Source organism: Mycolicibacterium iranicum (assembly GCF_014190915.1).
Classification (GTDB): Bacteria; Actinomycetota; Actinomycetes; order Mycobacteriales; family Mycobacteriaceae; genus Mycobacterium; species Mycobacterium iranicum_B.
Genome location: NZ_JACHVU010000004.1, coordinates 36,124 through 59,481, shown reverse-complemented (window position 1 = coordinate 59,481; position 23,358 = coordinate 36,124). Strand labels below are relative to the sequence as shown.

23 protein-coding genes are annotated in these 23,358 nt (G+C 68.4%); 9 read left to right on the top strand and 14 right to left on the bottom strand.

Annotated elements, in window-relative coordinates:
• Window positions 1–53: 53 nt before the first annotated feature.
• Genes FHR72_RS10670 through FHR72_RS10650 form a run of 5 tightly spaced genes read left to right on the top strand, consistent with a single transcriptional unit; the run spans window position 54 to window position 5,393 of the window.
• A complete protein-coding gene (locus FHR72_RS10670; RefSeq protein WP_183467945.1) occupies window positions 54–2,408 on the top strand; it encodes a xanthine dehydrogenase family protein molybdopterin-binding subunit in 2,355 nt (784 codons plus the stop codon).
• A gap of 2 nt (window positions 2,409–2,410) precedes the next feature.
• The gene (locus tag FHR72_RS10665; RefSeq protein WP_183467944.1) at window positions 2,411–3,115 is read left to right on the top strand and encodes an SRPBCC family protein; all 705 of its coding nucleotides are present in this window, start codon (window positions 2,411–2,413) and stop codon (window positions 3,113–3,115) included.
• Entirely contained in the window at window positions 3,112–4,005 is an 894-nt protein-coding gene (locus tag FHR72_RS10660) for an FAD binding domain-containing protein (protein ID WP_183467943.1), read from the top strand. The genes FHR72_RS10665 and FHR72_RS10660 overlap by 4 nt, the downstream gene beginning before the upstream one ends.
• On the top strand, window positions 3,998–4,471 hold the full coding sequence (locus tag FHR72_RS10655) for a (2Fe-2S)-binding protein (RefSeq protein ID WP_183467942.1): 474 nt from the start codon (window positions 3,998–4,000) through the stop codon (window positions 4,469–4,471). The genes FHR72_RS10660 and FHR72_RS10655 overlap by 8 nt, the downstream gene beginning before the upstream one ends.
• A 31-nt stretch (window positions 4,472–4,502) precedes the next feature.
• Window positions 4,503–5,393 (top strand): NAD(P)-dependent oxidoreductase, encoded by an 891-nt coding sequence (locus FHR72_RS10650; RefSeq protein WP_221193392.1) that lies wholly within the window; start codon window positions 4,503–4,505, stop codon window positions 5,391–5,393.
• Window positions 5,394–5,483: 90 nt separating this feature from the next.
• On the opposite strand, the gene FHR72_RS10645 is transcribed toward FHR72_RS10650, so the two are convergent.
• Window positions 5,484–6,326 (bottom strand): SDR family oxidoreductase, encoded by an 843-nt coding sequence (locus tag FHR72_RS10645; RefSeq protein ID WP_183467941.1) that lies wholly within the window; start codon window positions 6,324–6,326, stop codon window positions 5,484–5,486.
• A 52-nt stretch (window positions 6,327–6,378) separates the two neighbouring features.
• Window positions 6,379–7,275 carry an enoyl-CoA hydratase gene (locus FHR72_RS10640; protein WP_396888425.1) on the bottom strand — a complete coding sequence of 299 codons (897 nt, stop codon included), beginning with the start codon at window positions 7,273–7,275 and terminating at the stop codon, window positions 6,379–6,381.
• Between the two features lie 79 nt (window positions 7,276–7,354).
• On the opposite strand from FHR72_RS10640, the gene FHR72_RS10635 reads away from it, so the two are divergent.
• Both FHR72_RS10635 and FHR72_RS10630 read left to right on the top strand, forming a co-directional pair.
• On the top strand, window positions 7,355–7,522 hold the full coding sequence (locus FHR72_RS10635; protein WP_183467939.1) for a hypothetical protein: 168 nt from the start codon (window positions 7,355–7,357) through the stop codon (window positions 7,520–7,522).
• Entirely contained in the window at window positions 7,522–9,042 is a 1,521-nt protein-coding gene (locus FHR72_RS10630) for an alpha,alpha-trehalose-phosphate synthase (UDP-forming) (protein ID WP_221193391.1), read from the top strand. The genes FHR72_RS10635 and FHR72_RS10630 overlap by 1 nt, the downstream gene beginning before the upstream one ends.
• Here the strand turns inward: FHR72_RS10630 and FHR72_RS10625 are convergent.
• From FHR72_RS10625 to FHR72_RS10570, 12 genes are all read right to left on the bottom strand, one after another.
• Window positions 9,029–9,523: a mammalian cell entry protein gene (locus FHR72_RS10625; RefSeq protein ID WP_183467938.1), complete on the bottom strand. Its 495-nt coding sequence runs from the start codon at window positions 9,521–9,523 to the stop codon at window positions 9,029–9,031. The two genes, FHR72_RS10630 and FHR72_RS10625, sit on opposite strands and share 14 nt — an antisense overlap.
• Complete coding sequence (locus FHR72_RS10620; protein ID WP_183467937.1) at window positions 9,523–10,221, bottom strand: Rv1363c family protein; 699 nt, start codon at window positions 10,219–10,221, stop codon at window positions 9,523–9,525. The genes FHR72_RS10625 and FHR72_RS10620 overlap by 1 nt, the downstream gene beginning before the upstream one ends.
• 19 nt (window positions 10,222–10,240) lie before the next feature.
• Complete coding sequence (locus FHR72_RS10615; RefSeq protein WP_183467936.1) at window positions 10,241–11,953, bottom strand: MCE family protein; 1,713 nt, start codon at window positions 11,951–11,953, stop codon at window positions 10,241–10,243.
• Window positions 11,953–13,113 carry an MCE family protein gene (locus FHR72_RS10610; RefSeq protein ID WP_183467935.1) on the bottom strand — a complete coding sequence of 387 codons (1,161 nt, stop codon included), beginning with the start codon at window positions 13,111–13,113 and terminating at the stop codon, window positions 11,953–11,955. The genes FHR72_RS10615 and FHR72_RS10610 overlap by 1 nt, the downstream gene beginning before the upstream one ends.
• Window positions 13,110–14,507, bottom strand: a complete 1,398-nt coding sequence (locus tag FHR72_RS10605; RefSeq protein ID WP_183467934.1) for an MCE family protein — start codon at window positions 14,505–14,507, stop codon at window positions 13,110–13,112. The genes FHR72_RS10610 and FHR72_RS10605 overlap by 4 nt, the downstream gene beginning before the upstream one ends.
• Complete coding sequence (locus FHR72_RS10600; protein ID WP_183467933.1) at window positions 14,504–15,571, bottom strand: MCE family protein; 1,068 nt, start codon at window positions 15,569–15,571, stop codon at window positions 14,504–14,506. The genes FHR72_RS10605 and FHR72_RS10600 overlap by 4 nt, the downstream gene beginning before the upstream one ends.
• Window positions 15,564–16,592 carry an MCE family protein gene (locus FHR72_RS10595; RefSeq protein ID WP_183467932.1) on the bottom strand — a complete coding sequence of 343 codons (1,029 nt, stop codon included), beginning with the start codon at window positions 16,590–16,592 and terminating at the stop codon, window positions 15,564–15,566. The genes FHR72_RS10600 and FHR72_RS10595 overlap by 8 nt, the downstream gene beginning before the upstream one ends.
• Complete coding sequence (locus FHR72_RS10590; protein WP_183467931.1) at window positions 16,592–17,794, bottom strand: MCE family protein; 1,203 nt, start codon at window positions 17,792–17,794, stop codon at window positions 16,592–16,594. The genes FHR72_RS10595 and FHR72_RS10590 overlap by 1 nt, the downstream gene beginning before the upstream one ends.
• A gap of 12 nt (window positions 17,795–17,806) precedes the next feature.
• Window positions 17,807–18,649: an MlaE family ABC transporter permease gene (locus FHR72_RS10585; RefSeq protein WP_183467930.1), complete on the bottom strand. Its 843-nt coding sequence runs from the start codon at window positions 18,647–18,649 to the stop codon at window positions 17,807–17,809.
• Window positions 18,650–18,713: 64 nt separating this feature from the next.
• Window positions 18,714–19,478, bottom strand: a complete 765-nt coding sequence (locus tag FHR72_RS10580; protein ID WP_183467929.1) for an MlaE family ABC transporter permease — start codon at window positions 19,476–19,478, stop codon at window positions 18,714–18,716.
• A 273-nt stretch (window positions 19,479–19,751) separates the two neighbouring features.
• The gene (locus FHR72_RS10575) at window positions 19,752–20,684 is read right to left on the bottom strand and encodes a 3-oxoacyl-ACP reductase (protein WP_183467928.1); all 933 of its coding nucleotides are present in this window, start codon (window positions 20,682–20,684) and stop codon (window positions 19,752–19,754) included.
• Between the two features lie 13 nt (window positions 20,685–20,697).
• Window positions 20,698–20,889 (bottom strand): ferredoxin, encoded by a 192-nt coding sequence (locus FHR72_RS10570; RefSeq protein ID WP_183467927.1) that lies wholly within the window; start codon window positions 20,887–20,889, stop codon window positions 20,698–20,700.
• 172 nt (window positions 20,890–21,061) lie between these two features.
• On the opposite strand from FHR72_RS10570, the gene FHR72_RS10565 reads away from it, so the two are divergent.
• Complete coding sequence (locus FHR72_RS10565) at window positions 21,062–22,243, top strand: acyl-CoA dehydrogenase family protein (protein ID WP_183467926.1); 1,182 nt, start codon at window positions 21,062–21,064, stop codon at window positions 22,241–22,243.
• A gap of 11 nt (window positions 22,244–22,254) precedes the next feature.
• Complete coding sequence (locus FHR72_RS10560) at window positions 22,255–23,352, top strand: acyl-CoA dehydrogenase family protein (RefSeq protein ID WP_183467925.1); 1,098 nt, start codon at window positions 22,255–22,257, stop codon at window positions 23,350–23,352.
• Window positions 23,353–23,358: the final 6 nt, after the last annotated feature.

The window sequence follows — 23,358 nt, the reverse complement described above, 5'->3', positions numbered from 1 at the left end:
TCGCTCTCGGATGCGATAACGTCACTCTCTACAGCCCGAGGAGTGTGATCCACGTGACAGACACCGCCGTCAACGCTGCGGACGCCGTCGCCCCGCGCTACGCCGGGCAGCGCGTTCCGCGCATCGAGGACAACCGTCTTCTCACTGGTCACGGCCGGTTCGTCGACGACATCAGCCGCCCGGGGATGCTGCACGCCTGCTTCGTCCGCAGCCCGTTCGCCCGGGCCGCGATCAACGGCATCGACGCCTCGGCCGCCCTCGCCCTTCCCGGCGTCCACGCCGTGTTCACCGCCGCCGACCTCAACCCCGAGGTGCGCGAGGCCTGGCACGCCGTAGCCGGCAAGGACATTCCCGACACCCCGCGCCCGCCGCTGGCCGAGGGCGAGGTGAAGTTCGTCGGTGACCCCGTCGCGCTGGTGGTGGCCGAGAGCCGCTACGTGGCCGAGGACGCGGTGGATCTCGTCGAGGTCGACTACGCCCCGCTGCCGGCGATCGCCGACTTCCGCAAGGCGGTCGGGGGTGCCGAGGCCGGGGTTCCGGTGGTGCACGAGGCGTACCCGGACAACGTGGCCGGCGGCATGGGGGGCATGCCGCCGGACGAGGAGCTGTTCGCCTCCGCCGCGCACGTGGTCGAGGAACACATCTATCAGCAGATGTACGTGCCGGTGCCGATGGAGACGCGCGGCATGGTCGTCGAGTGGACGCCGACCACGTCGGAGCTGACGGTGTGGGCGTCCACCCAGACGCCGCACGAGCTCCGGGCGTTCGCGGCGCGGCTGCTCGGTGTTCCGGCCCACGGCGTGCGGGTCATCATGCGCGACACGGGCGGCGCGTTCGGCCAGAAGGTCGTGCCGATGCGCGAGGACATGTGCATCCTGCTCGCCGCCCGCAAGGTGCCCGCCGCGCTGAAGTGGATCGAGGACCGCCGCGAGAACCTGATGTCGGCCGGTCAGTCGCGCCACGTCGACGGCAAGGTCCGGATGGCCTTCGACGAGGACGGCAAAATCCTCGCCGCCGACATCGACTTCATCCAGGACGTGGGCTCCTATCCCACGCCGTACCCCGTGCTGACCACCGCGGCCATCGGCATGTTCTTCCCCGGCCCGTACCGGGTGCCCAAGGCGAGCTTCAACTACAAGACCGTGTTCTCCAATACGCCGGGACTGCACGCCTACCGCGGCCCCTGGCAGTACGAAACCCTCACGCGGGAGATGCTTCTCGACTGCGCGGCCCGCAAGATCGGCATGGACCCCGTCGAGCTGCGCCGCATCAACATCCTGCGCGGTGACGAGATGCCGTTCTTCAACCCCAACGGCATGCCCTACGACAACTGTGCTCCGGCAGACACTTTCGAGCAGGCGGTGAAGATCCTCGACCACGAGGGCTTCCGAAAGGAACAGGCCGAGGCGCTGGCCCAGGGGCGCTACATCGGGCTCGGTTTCTCGGCCTACATCGAACCCACGGGCGCCGCGACCGGACATCTCGCAACCGAGGGCGCCACCGTCCGGATGGAGTCCACCGGCAAGATCAACGTCTACGCCAACGGCGGTTCGGCCGGCAACAGCATCGAGACGACGATCGTCCAGCTGACCGCGGATGCCGTGGGCGCCAACATCGAGGACGTCTCCGCCATCCTGGGCGACACCGCGGTCACGCCGTACGGCGCGGGGACCCAGGGCAGCCGCAGCGGGCCGATGACGGCGGGCGCGGTCAACGAGGCGGGCGGGATCCTGCGCGACCAGATCGTCGCGATCGCCGCACAGATGCTCGGGGTGGAGAGCACCGACATCGAACTCGGCCACTCCAGGGCCGCCGTGCGCACGGACCCGGACAAGAGCGTCAGCTTCGCCGACATCGCGTACCGCTCCTACTACGACCCCGCCCAGCTCGGCGGCGTATCCCCCACCCTGGAGGCCACCGCCCGCTTCAACTCGCAGGCGATGATCCACTGGGCCAACGCAACCCACGTCTGCACCTGCGAGGTCGATGTCGAGACCGGCCATGTGACGCTGACCCGCTACATCGTCAGCGAGGACGTCGGCCCGATGATCAACCCGAACGTCGTCGAAGGTCAGGTCGCCGGCGGCACGGTGCAGGGCATCGGCGGCGCGCTGCTGGAGAAGCTCGCCTACGACGACGCGGGCAACCCGGTGGCCTCGACGTTCGTCGACTACCTGCTGCCGACGGCCACCGAGGTACCGCCCATCGAGTTCGGCCACGTCGAGATCCCCGGGCCCGGCGTGGGCGGCTACAAGGGGGCAGGCGAAGGCGGGGCCATCGGCGCCCCTCCGGCCGTCATCAACGCGATCAACGACGCCTTGGCGCCGCTCGGCGTGACGCTGACCCAACTGCCCGCCACCCCCGCCACGATCGTCGACCTCATCGAAAAAGCTGGAAAGGACCACTGACCGTGGAGCTGAACAACGAATTCCGGGTTGCGGTCCCGTCCGCGAAGGTCTGGGAGGTCTTCACCGACGTCGAGCGCGTCGCACCCTGCCTGCCCGGCGCCACCCTGCTGTCGGTGGAGGGCGACACCTTCCACGGCGCGGTCAAGGTCAAGGTGGGTCCGATCACGGTGTCCTACAAGGGCGTTGCGACGTACAAGGAGAAGGACGCCGACGGCAGGCGGATCGTGCTGCGCGCCGAGGGCAAGGAGACCCGCGGCAACGGGACCGCCGCGGCGACCGTCACCGCCGTGCTCAACGACGAGGGCGACGCCACCCAGGTGGCCATCACCACCGATCTGGCGATCTCGGGCAAGGCGGCCCAGTTCGGCCGCGGCGTGCTGGCGGACGTGTCGGGCAACCTGATCGCGCAATTCGCCCGCAGCCTGGAGGCCGAGCTGCTGGGCGGGACGACGCCCGCGGCGGCCACCACCGCCACTGCGGCGCCGACGGCCGAAACCGCCGCGGCGGCAGCACAACCCGGCGGTGACTCGGTGGATCTGCTCAAGGTGGTGGCCGTGCCGATGGCCAAACGGTTCGCGCCGTTGCTGGCCGCGGCGGCCGCGGCCGGCACGCTCGGTTTCGCGCTCGGACGTCGCCGACGCAAGGGTCCCGCCGCGGTCCTCGCCGACGACCTGCAGGCCGCCCTGGCCCGGTTGCTCGCCTCATGAAAGCCGCCCCGTTCGCCTATCACCGGCCCGGCACCGTCGCCGACGCGGTGTCACTGCTCGGCGAGCTCGGTGACGACGCGAAGATCCTCGCCGGTGGCCAGAGCCTGGTCCCCATGCTGGCGATGCGACTGACCCACTTCGAGCACCTCGTGGACATCTCGCGGGTCGAGGAGTTGCGCAACATCGAGCTGCGCGACGGCGCGGTGTGGATCGGTGCGGGCACCCCGCATGCACTGGTCGGGATGGACGATGAAGTCGCGGAATCGGTTCCGTTGCTGACCCTGTCGACCCCCCACATCGGGCACTTCCAGATCCGGACCCGAGGCACGCTGGGCGGGGCGATCGCCCATGCCGACCCGGCCGCCGAGTACGCGGCCGTCGCGCTGGCCCTTGACGCCGAGATCGAGGCGACGTCGGCGCGCGGGACGCGGCGCATCCCCGCCGCCGATTTCTTCACCGGCCTGTGGGAGACCGCGCTGTCGTCCGACGAGATCCTGACTGCCGTCGCGTTCCCGGTCTGGTCGGGGCGGTGCGGTTTCTCCGTACAGGAATTCGCTCGCCGCCACGGCGATTTCGCGATCGCCGGGGCGACGCTGGCCGTGCAGCTCGACGACGACGACACCGTGGCACGCTGCGGCATCGGACTGCTCGGCATGGGATCGACGCCCGAACGTGCGCACCCTGCCGAATCCGCCGTCGTCGGCAAACGTGTCGGCGACATCTCTGCCGAGGAGGTCGGCCGCCTGGCTGTCTCGGCGCTCGACGACATTCCCGCCGACCTGCAGGGCACCGCGGCCTACCGTGCGAAGGTGTGCGCCGCGATGGTCGCGCGGGCCTGGACCGAGGCGACCACGTCGGCTCTCGAAACGAGGAGCGCAGTCCATGCATGAGATTCCCGTCGAGCTCACGGTCAACGGCCGCCGGCAGGCCGGCACGGTCGAGCCCCGGCTGACGCTGGCGGACTACCTGCGCGAACGCTGCGGCCTCACCGGGACCCATCTGGGGTGCGAGCACGGCGCCTGCGGCGCCTGCACGGTGCTGCTCGACGGCCAGGCGGTGCGCTCGTGCCTCGTCTTCGCGGTGCAGGTCGACGGACAAGAAGTGACGACCGTCGAGGGTATCGCCGACGAGAACGGTGAACTGTCGCCGGTCCAGGCCGCGATGCGCGAATGCCACGGTCTGCAATGCGGCTTCTGCACACCGGGTTTCGTCACCAGCATCACGGCGCTGCTCCAGGAGAACCCGAACCCGACCGACACCGAGATCCGCGAGGGCCTGTCCGGCAACTTCTGCCGCTGCACCGGATACCAGGGCATCGTCAACGCGGTCAAACGAGCCGCCGAGACCATGGGCTGACCACGCCCCGGGCACGCCTAGCATCGACGTCATGAGAATCGGCTTCATCGGACTGGGCAACATGGGCTCCGGCATGGCCGCCAACCTTCTGGCGGCAGGTCACGAGGTTCTCGCGTACAACCGGTCCCCCGGGAGGGTCGCGGCGCTGGCCGAGCGCGGTGCCGTGGCCGCGGAGTCGGTCGCTGCGGCATGCGACGCCGACGTGGTCGTCACGATGCTCGCCGACGATGCGGCCGTCGAATCGGTGGTCTCCGGCGACGGCGGCATCGCCGAATCGCTCCCGCCCGGCGCCACGCACGTCTCGTCGAGCACCATCAGCGTCACCCTGGCCGAGAGGCTGGCCGCCACGCACGCCGAGTCGGGCCGGCACTTCGTGTCCGCGCCGGTGTTCGGCAGGCCCGAGGCCGCCGAGGCGGGCAAACTCTTCGTCGTCGCCGCGGGTGATCCGGCGGTCGTGGCCGATCTGCAGCCGCTCTTCGATGCGATCGGGCAGCGCACCTTCGCGGTGTCAGCGGATCCGAAGGCGGCCAACCTCGTCAAGCTCTCGGGCAATTTCCTGATCGCCTCGATGATCGAATCCCTCGGCGAGGCAATGGCGTTGGTCGGCAAGGCCGGCGTGGACAAGCAGGAGTACCTGGACCTGCTGACCTCGACGCTGTTCGCCGCCCCGGCCTACAAGACCTACGGCGGGCTGCTCGCGCGTGACGACTTCGAGCCGGCGGGCTTCGCCGCGCACCTGGGCCTCAAGGACGTGCGGTTGGTGCTGGCGGCCGGCGAGCAGCTCGAGGTGCCGCTGCCGGTGGCCAGCCTGGTCCGTGACCGCCTCATCACCCTGATGGCCGCCGGGGGCCGGGACCTGGACTGGGCGGCGCTCGGCGCGCTCGCGGCGTGGGAGGCGGGCGGCCCCAAGCCGGGCAGCTGACCCCCGCCGAAACGGTATTCCGGCAGGCCCTCACTCGAACTTTCGCTGCGTGCTTACAGCGTCGGCCCGCGGCACCCGCCCAGGCCGTCCCTACTCGGCGACGACTCCGCGCAGGCCGTCGGCACCGAAGAGCGGTTCGAGCATGCCCGAGAGGTCGGGGCCGCGGCGCAGGCCGTGCCCGCCGTCGACGTTGATGACCTGACCGGTGATGAAGCTCGCCGCGTCGCTCAGCAGGAACACCGCCAGATTCGCGATGTCCTCGACCTCGCCGACCCGCGGCAGCGGCGTGCACGCGCGGTAGTCCTCGCTGACCGCGGGCGACTCCATGATCGGCGCCACCATGTCGGTCCGCGTCAGCCCGGGACGAATTCCGTTGACGCGCACCGACGACGGTCCGAGTTCGTCGGCCGCGACCATCATCAGGTGGTCCAGCGCCGCCTTGCTGGGTCCATAGGCGCCGAACCACCGGTGGGTGTTGCTGGAGGCGATCGACGAGATCCCGATGAACGAGCCACCGCCGCCGCGCACCATCTCGCGTGCCGCGTGCTTGAGGACGTACATGGTGCCGTTGACGTTCAGGTTCACCGTGTTGCGCCAGGCCGCCGAGTCGATCTGCGTGAGCGGGCCGATGGTTTCCGAACCGCCGGCGCTGTGCACGACGCCGTCGAGCCGGCCGTGCCACGCCGTGGCGGCGGCGACCAGACGGGCGGCCTGATCCTCGTCGGTCACGTCCGCGGGCTCGTACATGACCTGACCGTCGCCGCCGCCGGCTGCGGCCTTCAACTCCTCGGCGGTCGCCGCAAGCCTGTCCGCGTTGCGCCCCGCCAGCACGACGTTGCCCCCGGAGGCGACGACGGCAGCGGCGACACCCTTGCCGATTCCGCTGCCACCTCCGGTGACCAGGTAGGTGCGATCCGATAACGACAGCAGCATGGGCGATCCCCTGAACGTAGTGCGGCTAACTAGAACAGGTTCCAGTTATACGTCACGGCTCGCCGTGACGGGAGAGCTTTGGTGCGCCGAGCGTGCGCCAGTCCGGCACGTCGGGCGGAAGTCCGACCGGGAACCGGTTCTCGTTGTGTGCCGCCCAGTGCGCGTGACCGAGCTCGTGGATGTGGAACGCGTGCCGCAGCGCCTCGCTGAAGCCCATCGCGTCGCTGGCCGCGTTGACCGAGTCCTTCACCAGCAGCGCCGCCATCGTGGGCCGTTCGGCGATCCTGCGTGCGAACTCCAGCGTCTTGTCCTCCAGCTCGGCCCGCGCGAACACCTTCGACACCATGCCCAGCCGGTGCGCTTCGTCGGCGTCGATCGCATCGCCGGTGAGCAGCAGCTCCTTGGCCTTGCGCGCGCCGAACTCCCACGGGTGCGCGTAGTACTCGACGCCCGGCATGCCCATGCGCACCGCCACGACGTCGCTGAACCGGGCGTCGTCGGAGGCAACGATCAGATCGCAGGCCCAGATCAGCATCAGTGCCGCCGAGATCGCGTTGCCCTGCACCTGGGCGATCGTGATCTTGCGCAGATCCCGCCAGCGGCTGGTGTTGTTGAAGAAGTAGTGCCACTCCTGCAGATACGTCCGCTCGATGACGGCGTCCCTGGTCGCGCCGTTGCAGGTGAACGTCGGGTGCTGGCCGGGGCCGGGCGTCCGCTCGGCCATCGCCTCCTCCGAACCGAGGTCGTGCCCGGCCGAGAAGTTCTTGCCGCGGGCGGCGAGGATGACTACGCGCACGGCGTCATCGGCCTCGGCTCGGCCGAACGCCTCGTCGAGCTGCACCAGCAGCGTGCGTGATTGGGCATTCTGCGCGGTCGGCCGGTTGAGCCACATCCGCGCGATGCGCCCCTCGTCGAGGGTCTCGTAAGTCACCTGTTCCTGGTCCGCCACACGTTTCACATTACGGCCGAAGTGTCACGTGTCCGCACACGACCCCGGCACTCACCTGGTAGTTGGCTAGAGTTGTGACATGCCTGCCAAATCTGATCCCGCCGAGATCGGCGACGTCGAACCCATCGCCGACAGCACCGAACGCCAGGCGCGACGCGTCGTGGCCGCCTACGCCACCGACGCCGACGAGTGCCGCGTCTTCCTGTCGATGCTCGGCATCGGACCGGCGAAGCTCGCCGACGCGTAATGGCGCCCGAGAGCGGACCCGAGGCCCGCTCCGATTCGGCACACCCCGTGCCGCCCTCAGCCTCGGCTGACTTCGTCGTGGTGGCCAACAGGCTGCCGATCGACCGGGTGCGGCTACCCGACGGTTCCACCGAGTGGAAGCGCAGCCCCGGCGGCCTGGTGACCGCCCTCGAGCCGCTGCTGCGGCGCCGCCGCGGCGCGTGGATCGGCTGGCCCGGCGTCCCGGAGGAACCGGACGACCCGGATGCGACCGACGAGCCGTTCGAACAGGACGGCATGACGTTGGTGCCTGTGCGACTGAGCGCCGAGGACGTCGCCGAATATTACGAGGGTTTCTCCAACGCCACGCTGTGGCCGCTCTATCACGACGTGATCGTCAAGCCGATCTATCACCGCCAGTGGTGGGACCGCTACGTCGAGGTCAACCGCCGCTTCGCCGAAGCCACCGCCCGCACGGCCGCCGAAGGCGCGACGGTGTGGGTCCAGGACTACCAGCTGCAGCTGGTGCCGAAGATGCTGCGCATGCTGCGCCCCGATCTGGTCATCGGGTTCTTTCTGCACATCCCGTTCCCGCCGGTGGAGCTGTTCTTGCAGATGCCGTGGCGCACCGAGATCACCGAAGGCCTGCTCGGCGCCGATCTGGTGGGCTTCCACCTGCCGGGCGGCGCACAGAACTTCCTCATCCTGTCCCGCCGCCTCGTCGGGGCGACGACCTCGCGCGCGACGGTCGGCGTCCGCTCCCGTTTCGGCGAGGTCCAGTTCGGCTCGCGGACCGTCAAGGTCGGGGCGTTCCCCATCTCGATCGACTCCGACGAACTCGACCAGCAGGCCCGCAGCCGCGCGATCAGGCAGCGCGCCAAGGATCTCCGCCGCGACCTCGGCAACCCCCGCAAGGTCCTGCTGGGGGTCGATCGCCTCGACTACACCAAGGGCATCGACGTGCGGTTGCGCGCGTTCTCGGAGTTGCTCGAAGAGGGCCGCATCAATCCCGAGGACACCGTCTTCGTCCAGTTAGCGACGCCGAGCCGGGAACGCGTCGAGAGCTACATCGCGATGCGCGAGGACATCGAGCGCCAGGTCGGCCATGTCAACGGAGAGTTCGGCGAGGTCGGTCATTCGGTGCTGCACTATCTGCACCGGCCCATCCCCCGCGAGGATCTCGTCGCGTTCTTCGTCGCCGCCGACGTGATGCTCGTGACGCCGCTGCGCGACGGGATGAACCTGGTCGCCAAGGAGTACGTGGCCTGCCGCAGCGATCTCGGCGGTGCGCTGGTGCTCAGTGAATTCACCGGCGCCGCAGCCGAACTGCGCCAGGCCTACCTGACCAATCCGCACCACATCGAAGGCGTCAAGGACGCGATCGAGGCGGCGATCAACCAGACGCCCGAGGAGGGCAGGCGACGCATGCGTGCGCTGCGGCGTCAGGTGCTCGCCCACGATGTGGACCGGTGGGCGCGGTCATTCCTCGACGCACTGGCCAACCGCCCTCAGCAGCCCGAGCCCGATCTCAGATCGGAGTGATGTAGTTGATCAGCCACTGCCCGCCGACCTTCTGGTAGTCGACGCGCAGTCGGCTGCCGTCGTAGACGGGCTGCCCGCCCTTGTCGGTCACCGTACGGTTCATGTAGACCATCACCGAGGCTGTCGTGCGTTGTGCATCGAGCACTCCGACGCCCACCACGTTCGCCTGGCTGACGAGCTGACGCTCCCGCGCCTGCGGGATGATGTCCTTGTTCGCCCGGTCCTGGAACTCTCGCCGGTAGCTGGGGGTCAGCAGCGGATAGACGTCGTTGAGGCTGCGCTCCACGGTCTGATAGTCGTAGCCGAACACCCGCGGAATCTGGTTGACCGCCAACGGGGGCAGCTCCGCGCGCGCCGCCTGCTCGCCGCGCAGCTCCACCCCGCTCCAGTACAGCCGGCCGCCCACCGCGGCGGCGCCGACGAAGGCGATCGACAGCAGCACCGCCAGCGCGGCAACGACTTTCGCGACGCGGTTGCTCATCAGTTGCCCCCGTCGGGGTACTTGAGGTCGTAGCCGGTCATGTGGCCGTTGTCGTCCTCGTGCACGATCACGCGGAGCCGGTAGGGCTGCGACGGCTTGTTGGTGCCATCCATGTCGGTGACCGTGACGCGCACCGACACCAGCACTGCGGCGTTGTTGGTCACCTCGTCGATCGTCTCCAGCGCGGCGCCGTTGACGACAGCCTCGGAGCTGGCGTTGGTGTCGCGGAAGATCGCCTTGAGGTTGTCGACGTTGTTGTCCTGGCTCAACATGTCACGCAGCGGGCCGCTGGTGCTGTCGACGAACCGGTTCACGCTCTGGTCGATGTCGTCCTGGGTGTAGGAGAACATGTTGACCACCAGCTGCGAGGCGGTGTCGACGAACCGCTGGTCCCGCGCCAGTGCGGCCTTTCCGGCGGACTGGGAGTGCGCCATCCAGGCGATTCCGCCGGCCAGCAACCCGCCCGAGAGCACGAGCGCGATCATCGCCACCAGGGCGACCAGGGCCCGGTGGGACGCTCGCCGGGGTGGCGGCGCCACCGGCCGGGCCGTGCGGGCCTTCGCCGGGGTGGTGGTCGACACCGTCGCCTCGCCACCCGGCGCCGCCGAGATGACGGCCGGGGTGCCCGCCGGCCCTGCTGCCCGGGAGGCACGCCGACGAACCGGCCGCCCCTCGGTCGGGGGCGCTTCTTCTACCACTGCGCTGTCCTATGCCTGCCTATGCCTGCTTGGGCGACAACATCAGGTCGACCCAGTTCTCTGCGGGCGCCAGTGTGTCAGTTCCGCCCGCGAAGACGCCAGTTCCGCCCGCAGGGTCCACGAACACCCCGTTCTGGTCGTAGCTCGCGCCGGCCTGCGGGATCGCCTCGGCCGGCAGAAGCGGGCCTGACGGAGCAGGTGCCGCGGGCGGCAGGACCGGCGAACCCGGTGCCGGAGCGGGAACGGGCCCCGGCGGCGGCGCCAGCGGCGGACGACCGTACGGCGGCACGTTCTGGTCCGGCGGCGCGAAGTACGGCCACGGCGGCGGCGGCGGACCCACCTCGTTCGGCGGCACCGGCAGCGGGAACGGCGCGTGCGGCGCCGGGCCCGGCCCCGGGGCGACACCGGGCGGCAACTGCACCGACGGCGGCCCGGGGTCGGGATCCACCTGCGGCGGGATCATCGGGAACTTGTTGGGCGGCAGGATGTTCCGCCCGTCGGTGACCGGCGTGCCGTATGGGACGGGCGGCCCGCGCCACGGGTTGGTGCCGATCGGCACGTAGCCCTTCGGATCGCGGCACAGCTGGATCGTCGGGGCCCGCTTGCCGGGGAATTCCTGGCACGGGTAGTTGCGGGCGCCGCGCACCACACTCGGATCGTTCTGTGCCACCTTGCAGTACATGTCGGTGGGCAGTTCGCGAAGCGTGGTGTCCGCCGGCGTGCGGATCTGGCTGGGCGGGATGAAGCCCACCGAGCACGGCGGTGGGTCGCCGAGATCGATCTTGAAGTCGAGCTTGCCGCCCTCGTCGGCGGGCAGACCGCCGGCGACGGTGTTCAGCGCGGCGAGCAGCGCCGGGAACACCACCAGGGCGTGCTCGAGGGACTTGTTGTAGATCACGCCGATCCGGCCGAAGTTGGCGAGGTTGGCCGCCAGGACCGGGAACGTCGGCCGGATGCCCTCGAACGTGGTGTTCGCGGCCTCGGTGGTACCGGGCACGGTCTGCAGGGTCTCGCGCAGCTGCGGGTCGGCGTTGGACACCTCGGCGGTGAGCCGCGCCAGACCGTCGGCCAGCGACCGGGTGTCGTCGCCGCTGCGGATCTGGGCCTCCAGGAACGGCAGCGCCTGATCGATGAGCTGCGAGGTCTGTCCGTAGCTGGCATTGGCCTCGTCGACCAGCAGCCGCGAGGACTGGATCAGCCGTGCGAGCTCGGGACCGGACCCGTTGAACGCCTTGAAGGTCTCGCGCAGGAGGTCCTGCAGGCGGCTGTCCCCGATGCTGCTGATCAATGCGTCGGACTGCTCGAGCAGGCCGTAGATGTCCTGACCGATCGCGGTGTGGTCCATCGCGATGGTCGAGCCGTCGCGAAGCGTCGCCTGCGAGGCACCCTCGGGCGGCACCAGGTCGACGTACTGCTCACCGATGGCCGACACGCTCTTCACGGTCGCGGTGACGTCTTCCGGGATCGGAGTGCCGCTGTTGATCTGCATGCGCGCGACCACGCCGTTGTCGGTCAGACCCACCGATTCGACCCTGCCGACCGTCACACCGCGGTAGGTGACGTTGGCATTCTCGTAGAGGCCGCCGCCCGCCTCGAAATCCGCAGAGATCTTGTAGGACCCGATGCCGACGGCTTCGGGCAGCCTCAGGTAGTAGATCGAGATCGCACCGACGGTCAGCACCGTGACGACGGCGAAGATCATCAGCTGGATCCTGGAGAGGCGGTCGATCATCAGGGCGCCCCCTCGTGCTGTGCGGCCGTGCCCGGCGGGATCGTGAACGGATCCGCTGCCTGGCCGGACAGATTGGCCACCGATCCGGTCATGAAGTCGGGCGGCGTGATGATCTCGTTCATCCTCTTCATGTTCGGGTCGAGCCCTTTGGACGTGGTGAACACCGTCTCACCCAGCCGGCGCAGCGTCAGGTCGAAGGTCACGAACACGTTCAGGTAGTCACCGCGCACCGCGTTGCGGAGGTATTCGTAGTGGAACGGGAACGTCGGCAGGAACTCCAGGCTCTTGATGAAGTCATCGGCGTTGTCGTTGAGCGACTTGATGATCGGGTACAGGTCCTTGAAGTCCGCGGCGAAGTCGGTCTTGGTCTCCTGCAGGATCCGTGAACCCACCAGGGCGAAGCTGCGCAGCGCGCCGAACGCGTCGACGATGTGCGTGCGGTTGCGGTTCAGCACGTCCAGCGCGGCCGGGAGGGTGTCCAGCGTGCGGCCGAGGCTGTCCTTGCTCCTGGCCAGGATTCCGGCGAACCGGTCGAGTCCCTCGGCGGCGGCGATGATGTCGTTGGTCTGCCGGTCCAGCGAACCGGTCAGCTCGGCCAGCCGCGGGATCAGCTCGGCGAACGTCCCTTCCCGGCCGACCACCGCGTTGTAGGTCTCCTCGGTGATGTCTTGCAGCGCACCGAGATTGCCCTTGTTCACCACCACGCCCAGCGAGGACAGCACCTCTTCGGTGCTCGGGTACCGGCCGGTCCGATCGATCGGGATGTTCGAGCCCTCCTGGAGGCGGCCCACACCCGGCTCGTCCGGTGGCGGCGCGAGCTCGATGTGCTGCGATCCGAGCAGGGACGTCTGCGCGACGTTGGCGATGGCGTTCTCCGGCAGGGTGACGTCGCCGTCCAGCGACAGTTGCACTGCCGCGTAGAAGGTCCCGTCGGAGCCCTGCACCGCTTCGATGCCGGACACACTGCCGACCGTCACGTCGTTGACCATGACCGGCGAGTTCTGCGGGAGCGTCGTCACATCGGGCAGCTGCACGGTGACGGTGAACGCGCCCGCCCCGTGGCCGGCCGTGCCCGGCATGTCCAGCGAGTTGAGGCCGCCGAACTGACACCCGGCCACCAGCAGCGGCAGCGAGCCGAACGCGAGTGCTTTGCGGATCATCCGCCCGCACCCCCCGGCACCGGGCCGGGGGCAGCCCCCGGTGTGGCGGCCTCCGGGCCGCCGACATGCGACGTCGAGGCCGGAGGAGCGGATGCGCCGGAGGTTTCCTCGGGCGCCGGCGGCACCAGCAGCGACGCCAGGTCCGCGTCGGGCGGGATCACCGGCGGGGTGACGCCGGGCGCGTTCTGCCACTGCAGATACGGCACCGGGGTCTCGGCCTTCGCCTCGGTGGCGGGTGTGTCGTAGATGACCTGCCCCTTGTAGGCGGTGATGCTGTTGATCGGGTGGAACAGCACCGGCGGGTAGTTCATCGCAATGCGCTTGAACACCGGACCCATTCGCTGCCTGCAGATCTCGGCGCGCTTGTAGTTGTCCGGCGACGCACCGACGTCGAAGGTACCGCCGCAGATGAACTGCACCGGGTTGGCGAAGTTCGGCAGCGAGAGCAGGCCGCCGACGGTGCCCTGGGCGGGGTTGTAGATGTTGTAGAAGTTCGACAGACCATTGGGCGTGACGTGCAGCACCTGCTCGATGTCGTCGCTGTGGTCGGTCAGGATCTGGGTGAAGTCCGCGAGCTTTCCGACCTGGTCGATGAGCGCCGTGTTGTTGTCCTGGAGTAGGCCGCGCACGTCGCCGAGGGCCTGGTTCAAGGTGCTCAACGTGCCGTCGAGGTCGGCGGAGCTGTCTGCGAGCACCTGCGACACCGAGGCGACATGGTTGGTGAACTGGACGATCTGCTCGTTGCTGTTGGACAGCGCGTCCACGAGCACCTGGAGGTTGCGAATCGTGCCGAAGAGGTCCGTGCGCGAATCACCCAGGCGACCCGCGGTCTGCGACAGCTCCCTGACCGCCTGCCGGAACGTGTCGCCGTTGCCGTCGAAGGTGTCGGCGGCCTGGTTCACGAACGCGGTGAGCGGACCCTGCACCGAACCCTGTTGCGGGCCGAGCTGGGCGCTCAGCTGCGTCAGCTGCTCCTTGACCTCGTCCCATTCCACGGGAACCGCGGTGCGGTCGAGACCGATCTCCGTGCCGTCGGCCATCACCGCACCGCCGGTGTAGGCGGGGGTGAGCTGAATGAAGCGCGCGGCAACGAGATTCGGCGCGATGATCAGTGCCTGGGCGTTCTCGGGAACCTTCACGCCGTCGTCGAGCGACATCGTGATCTTGACGTCGCCGGCCCTCGGCTCGATGGAATCGATGGAGCCCACCGGCACGCCGATGATGCGGACCTCGTCGCCGGAGTAGAGACCGACCGCGGACTCGAAGTACGCGACGACCTTGTTGCCGGTGCGTGACGGCCAGATCAGGTACACGCCGACCGCCAGCACGGCCACCAGCGCGACGGCCACTGCGATGCGCAGGCCGCGATGACGGTTCGCTCTCGGTTCGGTCATGGCGACTTCGGCCTGATGATCATGCGCTCGGAGATGAACCCGCGCAGGTAGTCGGCGAGACTGTCGGGCAGCTTGCCCGGCTGGAAGTAGGTGTCGAGCAGTACCTCGGCGAGGCTCGCCGGAGGCAGGCCGTAGAGGTTGATGTTGAAGCCCGAGCCCGATCCGACGACCTCACCCAGCGCAGTGGCATACGGGGGAAGGCGGCGCAGCGCCTCTCCGATGTGTTCGCGGCGCTCGAGCAGGTTGTCCATCACCAGGTTCAGCTTCTCCAGTGCCGGCCCGAACTCGACCTTGTTGTCGGCGACGAACCCCGAGAGCTGTTGCGACACATCGTCGATCCCGGCAATGAGGTTGCTCAGGGCCTGACGGCGCTCGTCGAGCGCGGCGAAAAGCAGATTGCCATCGACGATCAGCTGGTTCACCTGGCCCGCACGTGCGGCCAGCATGTCGGAGACCCGCTTGGCGTGTCCGAGCAGCTGCTCGAGCGCCTCGTCGCGCTTGTTCAGGCTGCGCGACAGATTGGTGACCCCGTCGAGGGCGTTGCGCAGCTGCGGCGTCGCGTCGCGCAGCGAGTCGGTCAGGGTGTTGATCGCCGTCTCGAACCGGGGCTTGTCCAGCTCGCTGGCGTTCTGGCCGAGGTCCTGCAGGGCGGTGTTGAGCGTGTACGGAGTCGTGGTGCGGCCCAACGGGATCGTCGTCTCCGACCCACTGCCCTTGGGCGTGACGGCCAGGGACTTCTCCCCCAAGACCGTGTCGGTCTTGATGGCGACGAGCGACTGGTTGCCCACCGGGACCTTGCGATCCACGGTGAACGTGACCTTCGCGGCGTCCCCCGCCAGCGCCACCCCGGTGACCTTGCCGACGCGGATGCCGGAGACGTTGACGTCGTTCCCCGGCGTGATGCCCCCGGCGTCGATGAAGAACGCCTCGTACTGCTTGCCCTGCGGCATGAACGGGAGGCTGGAGTAGCCGAACGACACCAGCACCAGGCACACGACGAGGACGATGCCGAAGATTCCTGTGCGGAGCGGGTTGCTCCCGTCTCGGGGTCCGGACCTAGCCATTCTCAGAACACCTCCCCTTCGACGGATCCGGCGGCCCACCGAACGGGATCAGGATGTCGCTTCCCGCCGGGCCGTTGATCTTCATCCGGATGGAGCAGTAGTAGATGTTGAAGAAGGCGCCGTAGGCGCCGAGCGCGTTCAGTCGCAGGTAGTTCTCGGCCAGCGGCTCGATGACCTTGTTGACGTCACCCTTGCGCTCGTCGAGGCGCTGGGCCAGCGGGCGGACGTTCTCGATGACGCCCTGCAGCGGCCTGCGCGACTCCTGCAGCATCTGCGTCAGATCCACCTCTGCCTGCGCGAGCGGACCGATGGCGCCGGCGATGGGATCCCGGCCCTCGGCCAGACCGGTCAGCAGTTTCTGCAGCCGGTCCACGCTGGCATCGAACTCGGCGCCCTTGTCGTCGACGGTGCCCAGCACGGTGTTGAGGTTGGTGATCACGTCGCCGATCAGCTGATCGCGGGCCGCGAGGTTCTGGGTGAACGCGCTCGTGCTCGACAGCATGCTCGACAGCGCGCCGCCGTTGCCCTGCAGCAGTTCGATGACGGCGTTGCTGATCTGGTTGACCTTCTCACCGTCCAGTCCCTTGAGCACCGGGCGCAGACCACCGAGCAACGCGTCGAGATCCAGCGCCGGTTCGGTCTGGGTGATGGTGCCGCCCCGCGGCAACTTCACGAGATCCCCGGGCCCCGAAGTGATCTCCAGGTACCGGTCGCCGACCAGGTTCTCGTACCGCACCACCGCCTTGGTGGACGTGTAGAGCTGGTACTTCTCGTTCACGGTGAAGGCGACATCGACCGTGTTGTCCTCGTTGAGGGACACGTCCTTCACGCTGCCCACGGGGACGCCGGCGATGCGGACGTCCTGGCCCGACTTCAGCCGCGACGCGTCGGGGAAGGTGGCGTGATAGTCCTGGTCGGACCCGAACCGAAACTCACCGAAGACCACGATGAGCATGCTCGCCACCAACAGCATGACGACGGTGAAGATCGAGACGTTGACGACCGTGCGGCGGTGATTCATCAGAAATCGTCCCTTTCCGCGTATGCGCCGTTGAACAGGAACTGCAGCGTCGACGGTGCGTCGAACTGCAACTCGGTGTTCGGCTGGTAGGGAACGTAGGCGTTGTCGGTCACCAGGAACGGCGTCCGGTACCAGCTGCCGCCGTACTGCTTGCTCGGAACATCCGGCAGGCCACGGCAGTTCGGGCCGCCGGAGGCGTTCACGATCGGCAGGCTCTCGGGGTAGGTGTAGGCGGGGGCGCCGGGGATGAAGCTCGACGACACGAACAGTCCGGGCCGGATGCCTCCGATGATCGGGGCGAACCGGTCGATGGCCTTCGCGGTGCCCTTCAGGGTGCAGCCGATCACCGGCGAGTACTCCCCGGCGACCTTGAGCGGCGCACGCAGCCGCTGCACGGCGGCGATGTAGTTGTCGGCGGCGGGCTCGAGTGTTGCGGTGCCGTTGTTGGCCAGCCCGGTCGCGGCCAGCAGCGTCGCGTTGAGGTTGTCCTCCTCGTCGACGATGGTCTGCGCGATCGACGGTGCGTTCTCGAAGACCCGGACCAGGTCCGGAGCGGCGTCGCCGTAGATGTTTGCGACCTCGGCGGTCCTGCGCAGATCCTCCTGCAGGGCAGGCAGTTTCGGATTCAGCTGACCGAGGTAGGTGGTGAAGCCCGACATCAACGCGCCGACGTCGTCGCCGTTGCCTCGCAGACCCTCGGCGAGCGCGGACATCGTGGCGTTGAGGCTGACCGGGTCCACCTTCTGCAGCGTGTCCGTCAGGGTCTGGAACAGCGTGTTGACCTCGAGCTGCACATCGCCGGCGCGCACTTCGGCGCCCGGCTCCAGCGACGTAGGCCTCGGGTCGTTGGGCGGCAGGAACTCGACGGCCTTCGCGCCGAAGATTGTGGTGCCGGCGATCCGCACCGGCGCATTCGACGGGATGTAACGCAGCTCGCCGCTGCGGATCGCCAGCGTCAGCTTCGCTGTGTCGCCGGCGTATTCGATGGACTCGACCTCACCGACCTGCACGCCGCGGAACTTGACCTTCGCCTTGTCCTCCATGACCAGGCCGGCGCGCGGGGAGAACACCGTCACCTTGTCCGTCGAGGTGAACGCCGCGGTGTAGGAGAGGTAGGTGAAGACCGCGGCGGCGAGCACCAGCGCGGCCAGGATCGCCGCTGCGATCCTGACGTGGCTGCGCTTCGCGTCACCGTCGGCCATGAGGTTCCCGCCCTATCCCGAGAGGTTGAAGTTGCCGGACGCGCCGTAGACGGCGAGTGAGATGAACAGCACGATCGTGACCACCACGATCAGCGACGTGCGCACCGCCTGACCCACGGCGATACCGACGCCCACGGGACCACCCGAGGCGTTGTAGCCGTAGTAGGTGTGCACGAGCATCACCGCGATCGACATCACGATGGCCTGCAGGAACGACCACAGCAGGTCGCTCGGGATCAGGAAGGTGTTGAAGTAGTGGTCGTAGAGGCCCGCCGACTGTCCGTTGATGTAGACGGTCGTGAACCGTGCGGCGAAGAACGCGGCCAGCACCGAGAGCGCGTAGAGCGGGACGATCGCGATCAGCCCGGCCATGAGGCGGGTGGACACCAGGTAGGAAACCGAGTGCACCGCCATCGATTCCACGGCGTCGATCTCCTCGGCGACCCGCATCGCACCCAGCTGTGCCGTGGCGCCCGCGCCGATCGTCGCCGCGAGCGCGATGCCGGCGATCACCGGCGCCACGATGCGGACGTTGAGGAAGGCCGACAGGAAGCCCGTGAGCGCCTCGATGCCGATGTTGCCCAGCGACGAGTAGCCCTGCACGGCGATGACACCGCCGGAGGCCAGCGTCATGAAGGCCGCGACACCGACCGTGCCGCCGATCATCACGAGTGCACCCGTGCCCATGGTCATCTCGGCGATGAGCCGGATGGTCTCCTTGCGGTAGCGGGTGACCGCGTTGGGGATGTAGCGGATCGATTCGCCGTAGAAGAGCGCCTGCTCACCCACGGTGTCGACCGCCCTGGGCAGGCCGCGGAAGAGCCGGCGGAAACGAACGGTGGCGTCGTAGCTCATCGGAGCCCTCGGCTCTTCGCGCTGTGCTCTTCGCCGGAGCTCATCACTGCGTCAGCGCTCATCGCTACCGCACCAGCACTCTCACGCCGATCGCCGTCATGATCACGTTGATCACGAACAGACAGATGAACGCATAGACCACCGTTTCGTTCACGGCGTTGCCCACACCTTTGGGCCCGCCCTTGACGGTGAGCCCGCGGTAACAGCCGACCAGCCCGGCGACCACCCCGAACAGCAGTGCCTTGATCTCGGCGAGCAACAGCTCACCCAGGCCCGTCAGCACCGTCAGGCCGTTGATGAACGCACCCGGGTTGACGCCCTGCAGGAAGACCGAGAACACGTATCCGCCCGCCAGGCCGATCAGACAGACCAGGCCGTTGAGCAGAAGTGCCACGAACGTGGACGCCAGCACCCGGGGCACGACGAGGCGCTGGATCGGGTCGATGCCCAGCACGCGCATCGCGTCGATCTCCTCACGGATGGTGCGCGCGCCGAGGTCGGCACAGATCGCGGTGGCGCCCGCACCGGCGACCACCAGCACGGTGACGACGGGACCCAGCTGCGTGATGGTCCCGAAGGCCGTGCCCGCCCCCGAGAGGTCGGCGGCGCCGATCTCCCGCAGCAGGATGTTCAGCGTGAAGGCGACCAGCACTGTGAACGGGATCGCGACGAGCAGTGTCGGCACCAGCGAGACGCGGGCGATCATCCAGGTCTGCTCGAGGAATTCCCGGAACTGGAACGGGCGGCGAAATGTCTTGACGAACGTATCCAAGGACATCTCGACGAACCCGCCCACGGCCCGCGCAGGCGCCGCAAGCTGTTCGATCAAGCTCGGCTCCGTTCTCGGGACGGGGGGTCGGGACCGTGTGTGCGCACCAGCCCCGTGGCGAAGTGCCAGGTTCAGGTCGCGCCGGTCGGGTCCCCACCAATGTTTTCAGCGCTGCTCTTAGTGAGCCGGCTCATATTAACTAGAACGTGTTCGCAGTGTCAAAGAACGGTGAAACAGGTCCTAATCGTTATAAACCACCTGTTCAAGGGCACTGTGATCCAGCTCATTCTAGAACGTGTTCTAGCGGATTTCGGTGCGTGACAACCAAGACTGTCAGTCTCGATCGCCCAGCCCCATCGCCGCGGAGAAACTCCGTTCCGGATCACGATCAGCAAAGTAGTTCTGCAGCGTGTCCGAGAGCGCCGACGGGTCCCAGGCGTCGCCGTCGGCGCTGAACTGCTGCTCCGCCGTCGGAGCCGCAATGAGGGTCACCGTCGGACCATAAACGATGAACAGCTGTCCGTTGACGGCTTCGGCGGCCGGGGAGGCCAGGAATCGGACCAGGTTCACGACGTGTTCGGGCGAGAGCGGGTCGACACCGCCGTCGGGCAGCTCGGGTGCGTCGCCGAAGACCCCGGCGGTCATCGCGGTGCGGGCCCGCGGGGCGATGGCATTCGCCCGCACCCCGAACCGGCCGAGCGCGCGGGCAGCCGACAGGGTCAGTGCGGTGATACCGGCCTTGGCCGCGCCGTAGTTCGGCTGACCGACCGGGCCCGAGAGCCCCGCCTCCGAGGACGTGTTGATGATCCGTCCGTACACCTGGCCATCCCCGGCCTTGGCCTTCGACCGCCAGTAGGTGGCGGCGTTGCGGGTCAGCAGGAAGTGACCGCGCAGGTGCACCGCGATGACCGCGTCCCACTCCTCGTCGGTCATGTTGAACAGGATGCGGTCCCGGGTGATGCCGGCGTTGTTCACGACGATGCCCAGACCACCGAGGCCGTCGGCGGTCTCGACGAGTTCGTCGGCCGTGGAGCGCTCGCTGATGTCGCCCGCAACGGCGATTCCCTTGGCGCCCGCCGAGGCGATCTCGTCCAGGACGTCGGACTTGTCGAGCGCCGGGGCGATGTCGTTGACGACGACGGTCGCTCCGGCGGCGGCCAGCCCGATGGCCTCGGCGCGGCCCAGACCGGCGGCGGCCCCGGTGACCACCGCGACGTGACCGGACAGATCGATGTCGGTCCCCCGGGGGGACGAATTTTCAGACAAAGTACGAATACCTCTAGTCGTGGCGGATGAGGGCGGCGCGCGGGCATTCGGCGATGGACTGCTCGGCCACCGCCTCCTCGTCCGCAGGCACCGGATCTGCCTTGACGACCGCGTAGTCGTCGTCGTCAAGGTCGAACAGGTCGGGGGCTATTCCGACACACACGGCGTTGCCTTCGCAACGGTCACGATCCACTTCCACTCGCATGAGTTTCTCCTGTCGGTCCGGGCTGCTGATCCGATCTTGCCGGGCACCTAGTGTGTCACCACCCTGGACCCCAACACTAGAACGTGTTACAACCGGGGAAGACCTGAGGTGTCACCCGAGGCTCGGGGGCGGCGCCCGAACACAAGGCTCGCAGACAAGTGAGGACGACGCGATGCGGATCGGCTACAGCCCTGAACAGGAGGAGTTGCGCCGCGAACTGCGGGCGTACTTCACCAAGCTCATGACCCCCGAGCGCGCGGAGGCGCTGGCCGCCAGCGACGGGGAGATGGGTCGCGGCAACGTCTACCGCGAGACCGTCGCGCAGATGGGCAAGGACGGCTGGCTCACGCTGTCGTGGCCCAAGGAGTTCGGCGGCCAGGCCCGCCCGCCGATGGACGGCCTGATCTTCAACGACGAGGCCGCGATCGCCAACGTGCCGGTGCCGTTCCTGACGATCAACAGCGTCGCGCCCACGATCATGCACTTCGGCACCGACGAGCAGAAGAACTTCTTCCTGCCCAAGATCGCCGCGGGCGATCTGCACTTCTCGATCGGTTACTCCGAGCCGGGGGCGGGCACCGACCTGGCGTCGCTGCGCACCACCGCGGTGCACGACGGCGACGACTACGTCATCAACGGCCAGAAGATGTGGACCAGCCTCATCGCCTACGCCGACTACGTGTGGCTCGCCGTGCGCACCAACCCGGAAGCCAAGAAGCACCGCGGCATCTCGATGCTGATCGTGCCGACGACCGCCGAGGGTTTCTCGTGGACGCCGGTGCACACGATGTCCGGTGTGGACACCAGCGCGACGTACTACCAGGACGTGCGGGTGCCCAAGACGGCGCTCGTGGGCGAGGAGAACGGCGGCTGGAAGCTCGTCACCAACCAGCTCAACCACGAACGGGTCGCACTCGTGTCGGCACAGCCGATCTTCGTGGCGCTCAACGGGGTTCGCGAGTGGGCGCAGAACACCAAGGACATCCACGGCAAGCGGCTCATCGACTCCGAATGGGTACAGCTGAACCTGGCCCGCGTGCACGCCAAGGCCGAGGTGCTCAAGCTGATCAACTGGGAGCTGGCCTCGGCCACCGACGCCGCGCCGTCTCCGGCCGACGCCTCGGCGGCCAAGGTCTACGGCACCGAGCTGGCGACCGAGGCCTACCGGCTGCTGATGGAGGTGCTGGGCACTGCGGCGACGCTGCGCACGAACTCCCCCGGCGCCCTGCTGCGCGGCCGGATCGAGCGGATGCACCGCTCCTGCCTGATCCTCACGTTCGGCGGCGGCACCAACGAGATCCAGCGCGACATCATCGGCATGGTGGCACTCGGCCTGCCCCGAGTCAACCGGTAAGGGGACTTCACATGGACTTCACGACGACAGAGGCCAGCGAGGACCTCGGCGGTCTGGTGCGCACCATCACCGAGTCGGTGTGCACACCGGAGCATCAGCGCGAGCTCGACACACTCGACGAACGGTTCGACAAGAGCCTGTGGGGCAAGCTGATCGACGCCGACATCCTGTCCACCACATCCCCGGAAGCCCTGGGCGGCGGCGGATTCGGGGTGCTGGAGGAGGTGGCGGTGCTCGTGGCACTCGGCCGCCAGCTCGGCGCCGTCCCGTTCCTGGAGTCCGTCGTCCTCGGCGCCGGGGCCCTGGCCAGATTCGGATCCGAGACACTGCAGCAGGAATGGGGCACCGCGGCCATCCAGGGCGACAAGGTCCTCTCGGTCGCGCTCGACGGGGAGATGGGCGAAGGTCCCGTCCGCGCCCAGACCACCGGCGACGCCGTCACCCTCACCGGCACCAGAACCCAGGTGGCGTTCGCCGGCAGCGCCGATGCGTTCCTCGTCCCGGCCGAAACCGATTCGGGCGTCGCGGTTTTCCTCGTCTCGTCGCAGGACAGTGGGGTCACGGTCACCGCGCTCGACACGACCGGCCACGGCAGCGTCGGCGCCCTCGAGCTGCAGGGCACGTCCGTCGGGGCCGACCGCCGCGTCGGCGGCCCGGAGGTGCTGGACTGGCTTCTCCTGCGGCATGCGCTGGGCCGCAGCGCCTATCAGCTCGGCGTCGTGGAGCGCGCCCTCGAGATGACCGCCGAATACGCGCGCGAACGCGAGCAGTTCGACCGACCGATCGGCAGCTTCCAGGCCGTGTCGTCGCGACTGGCCGACGGCTACATCGACATCAAGGGCCTGCGCCTGACGCTGACCCAGGCCGCGTGGCGGTTGTCGGAGGACCTGCCCGCCGATATCGACGTCGCCAGCACCGCGTTCTGGGCGGCCGAGGCCGGCCACCGGGTCGCGCACACCGCCGTCCACGTCCACGGGGGCGTGGGTATCGACATCGACCACCCGGTGCACCGCTATTTCCTGGCCGCCAAGCAGACGGAATTCGCGGTCGGCGGGGCGACGGGGCAGCTGCTGCGTATCGGCCGCGAGCTGGCCGACACCCCGGCCTGACGTCCC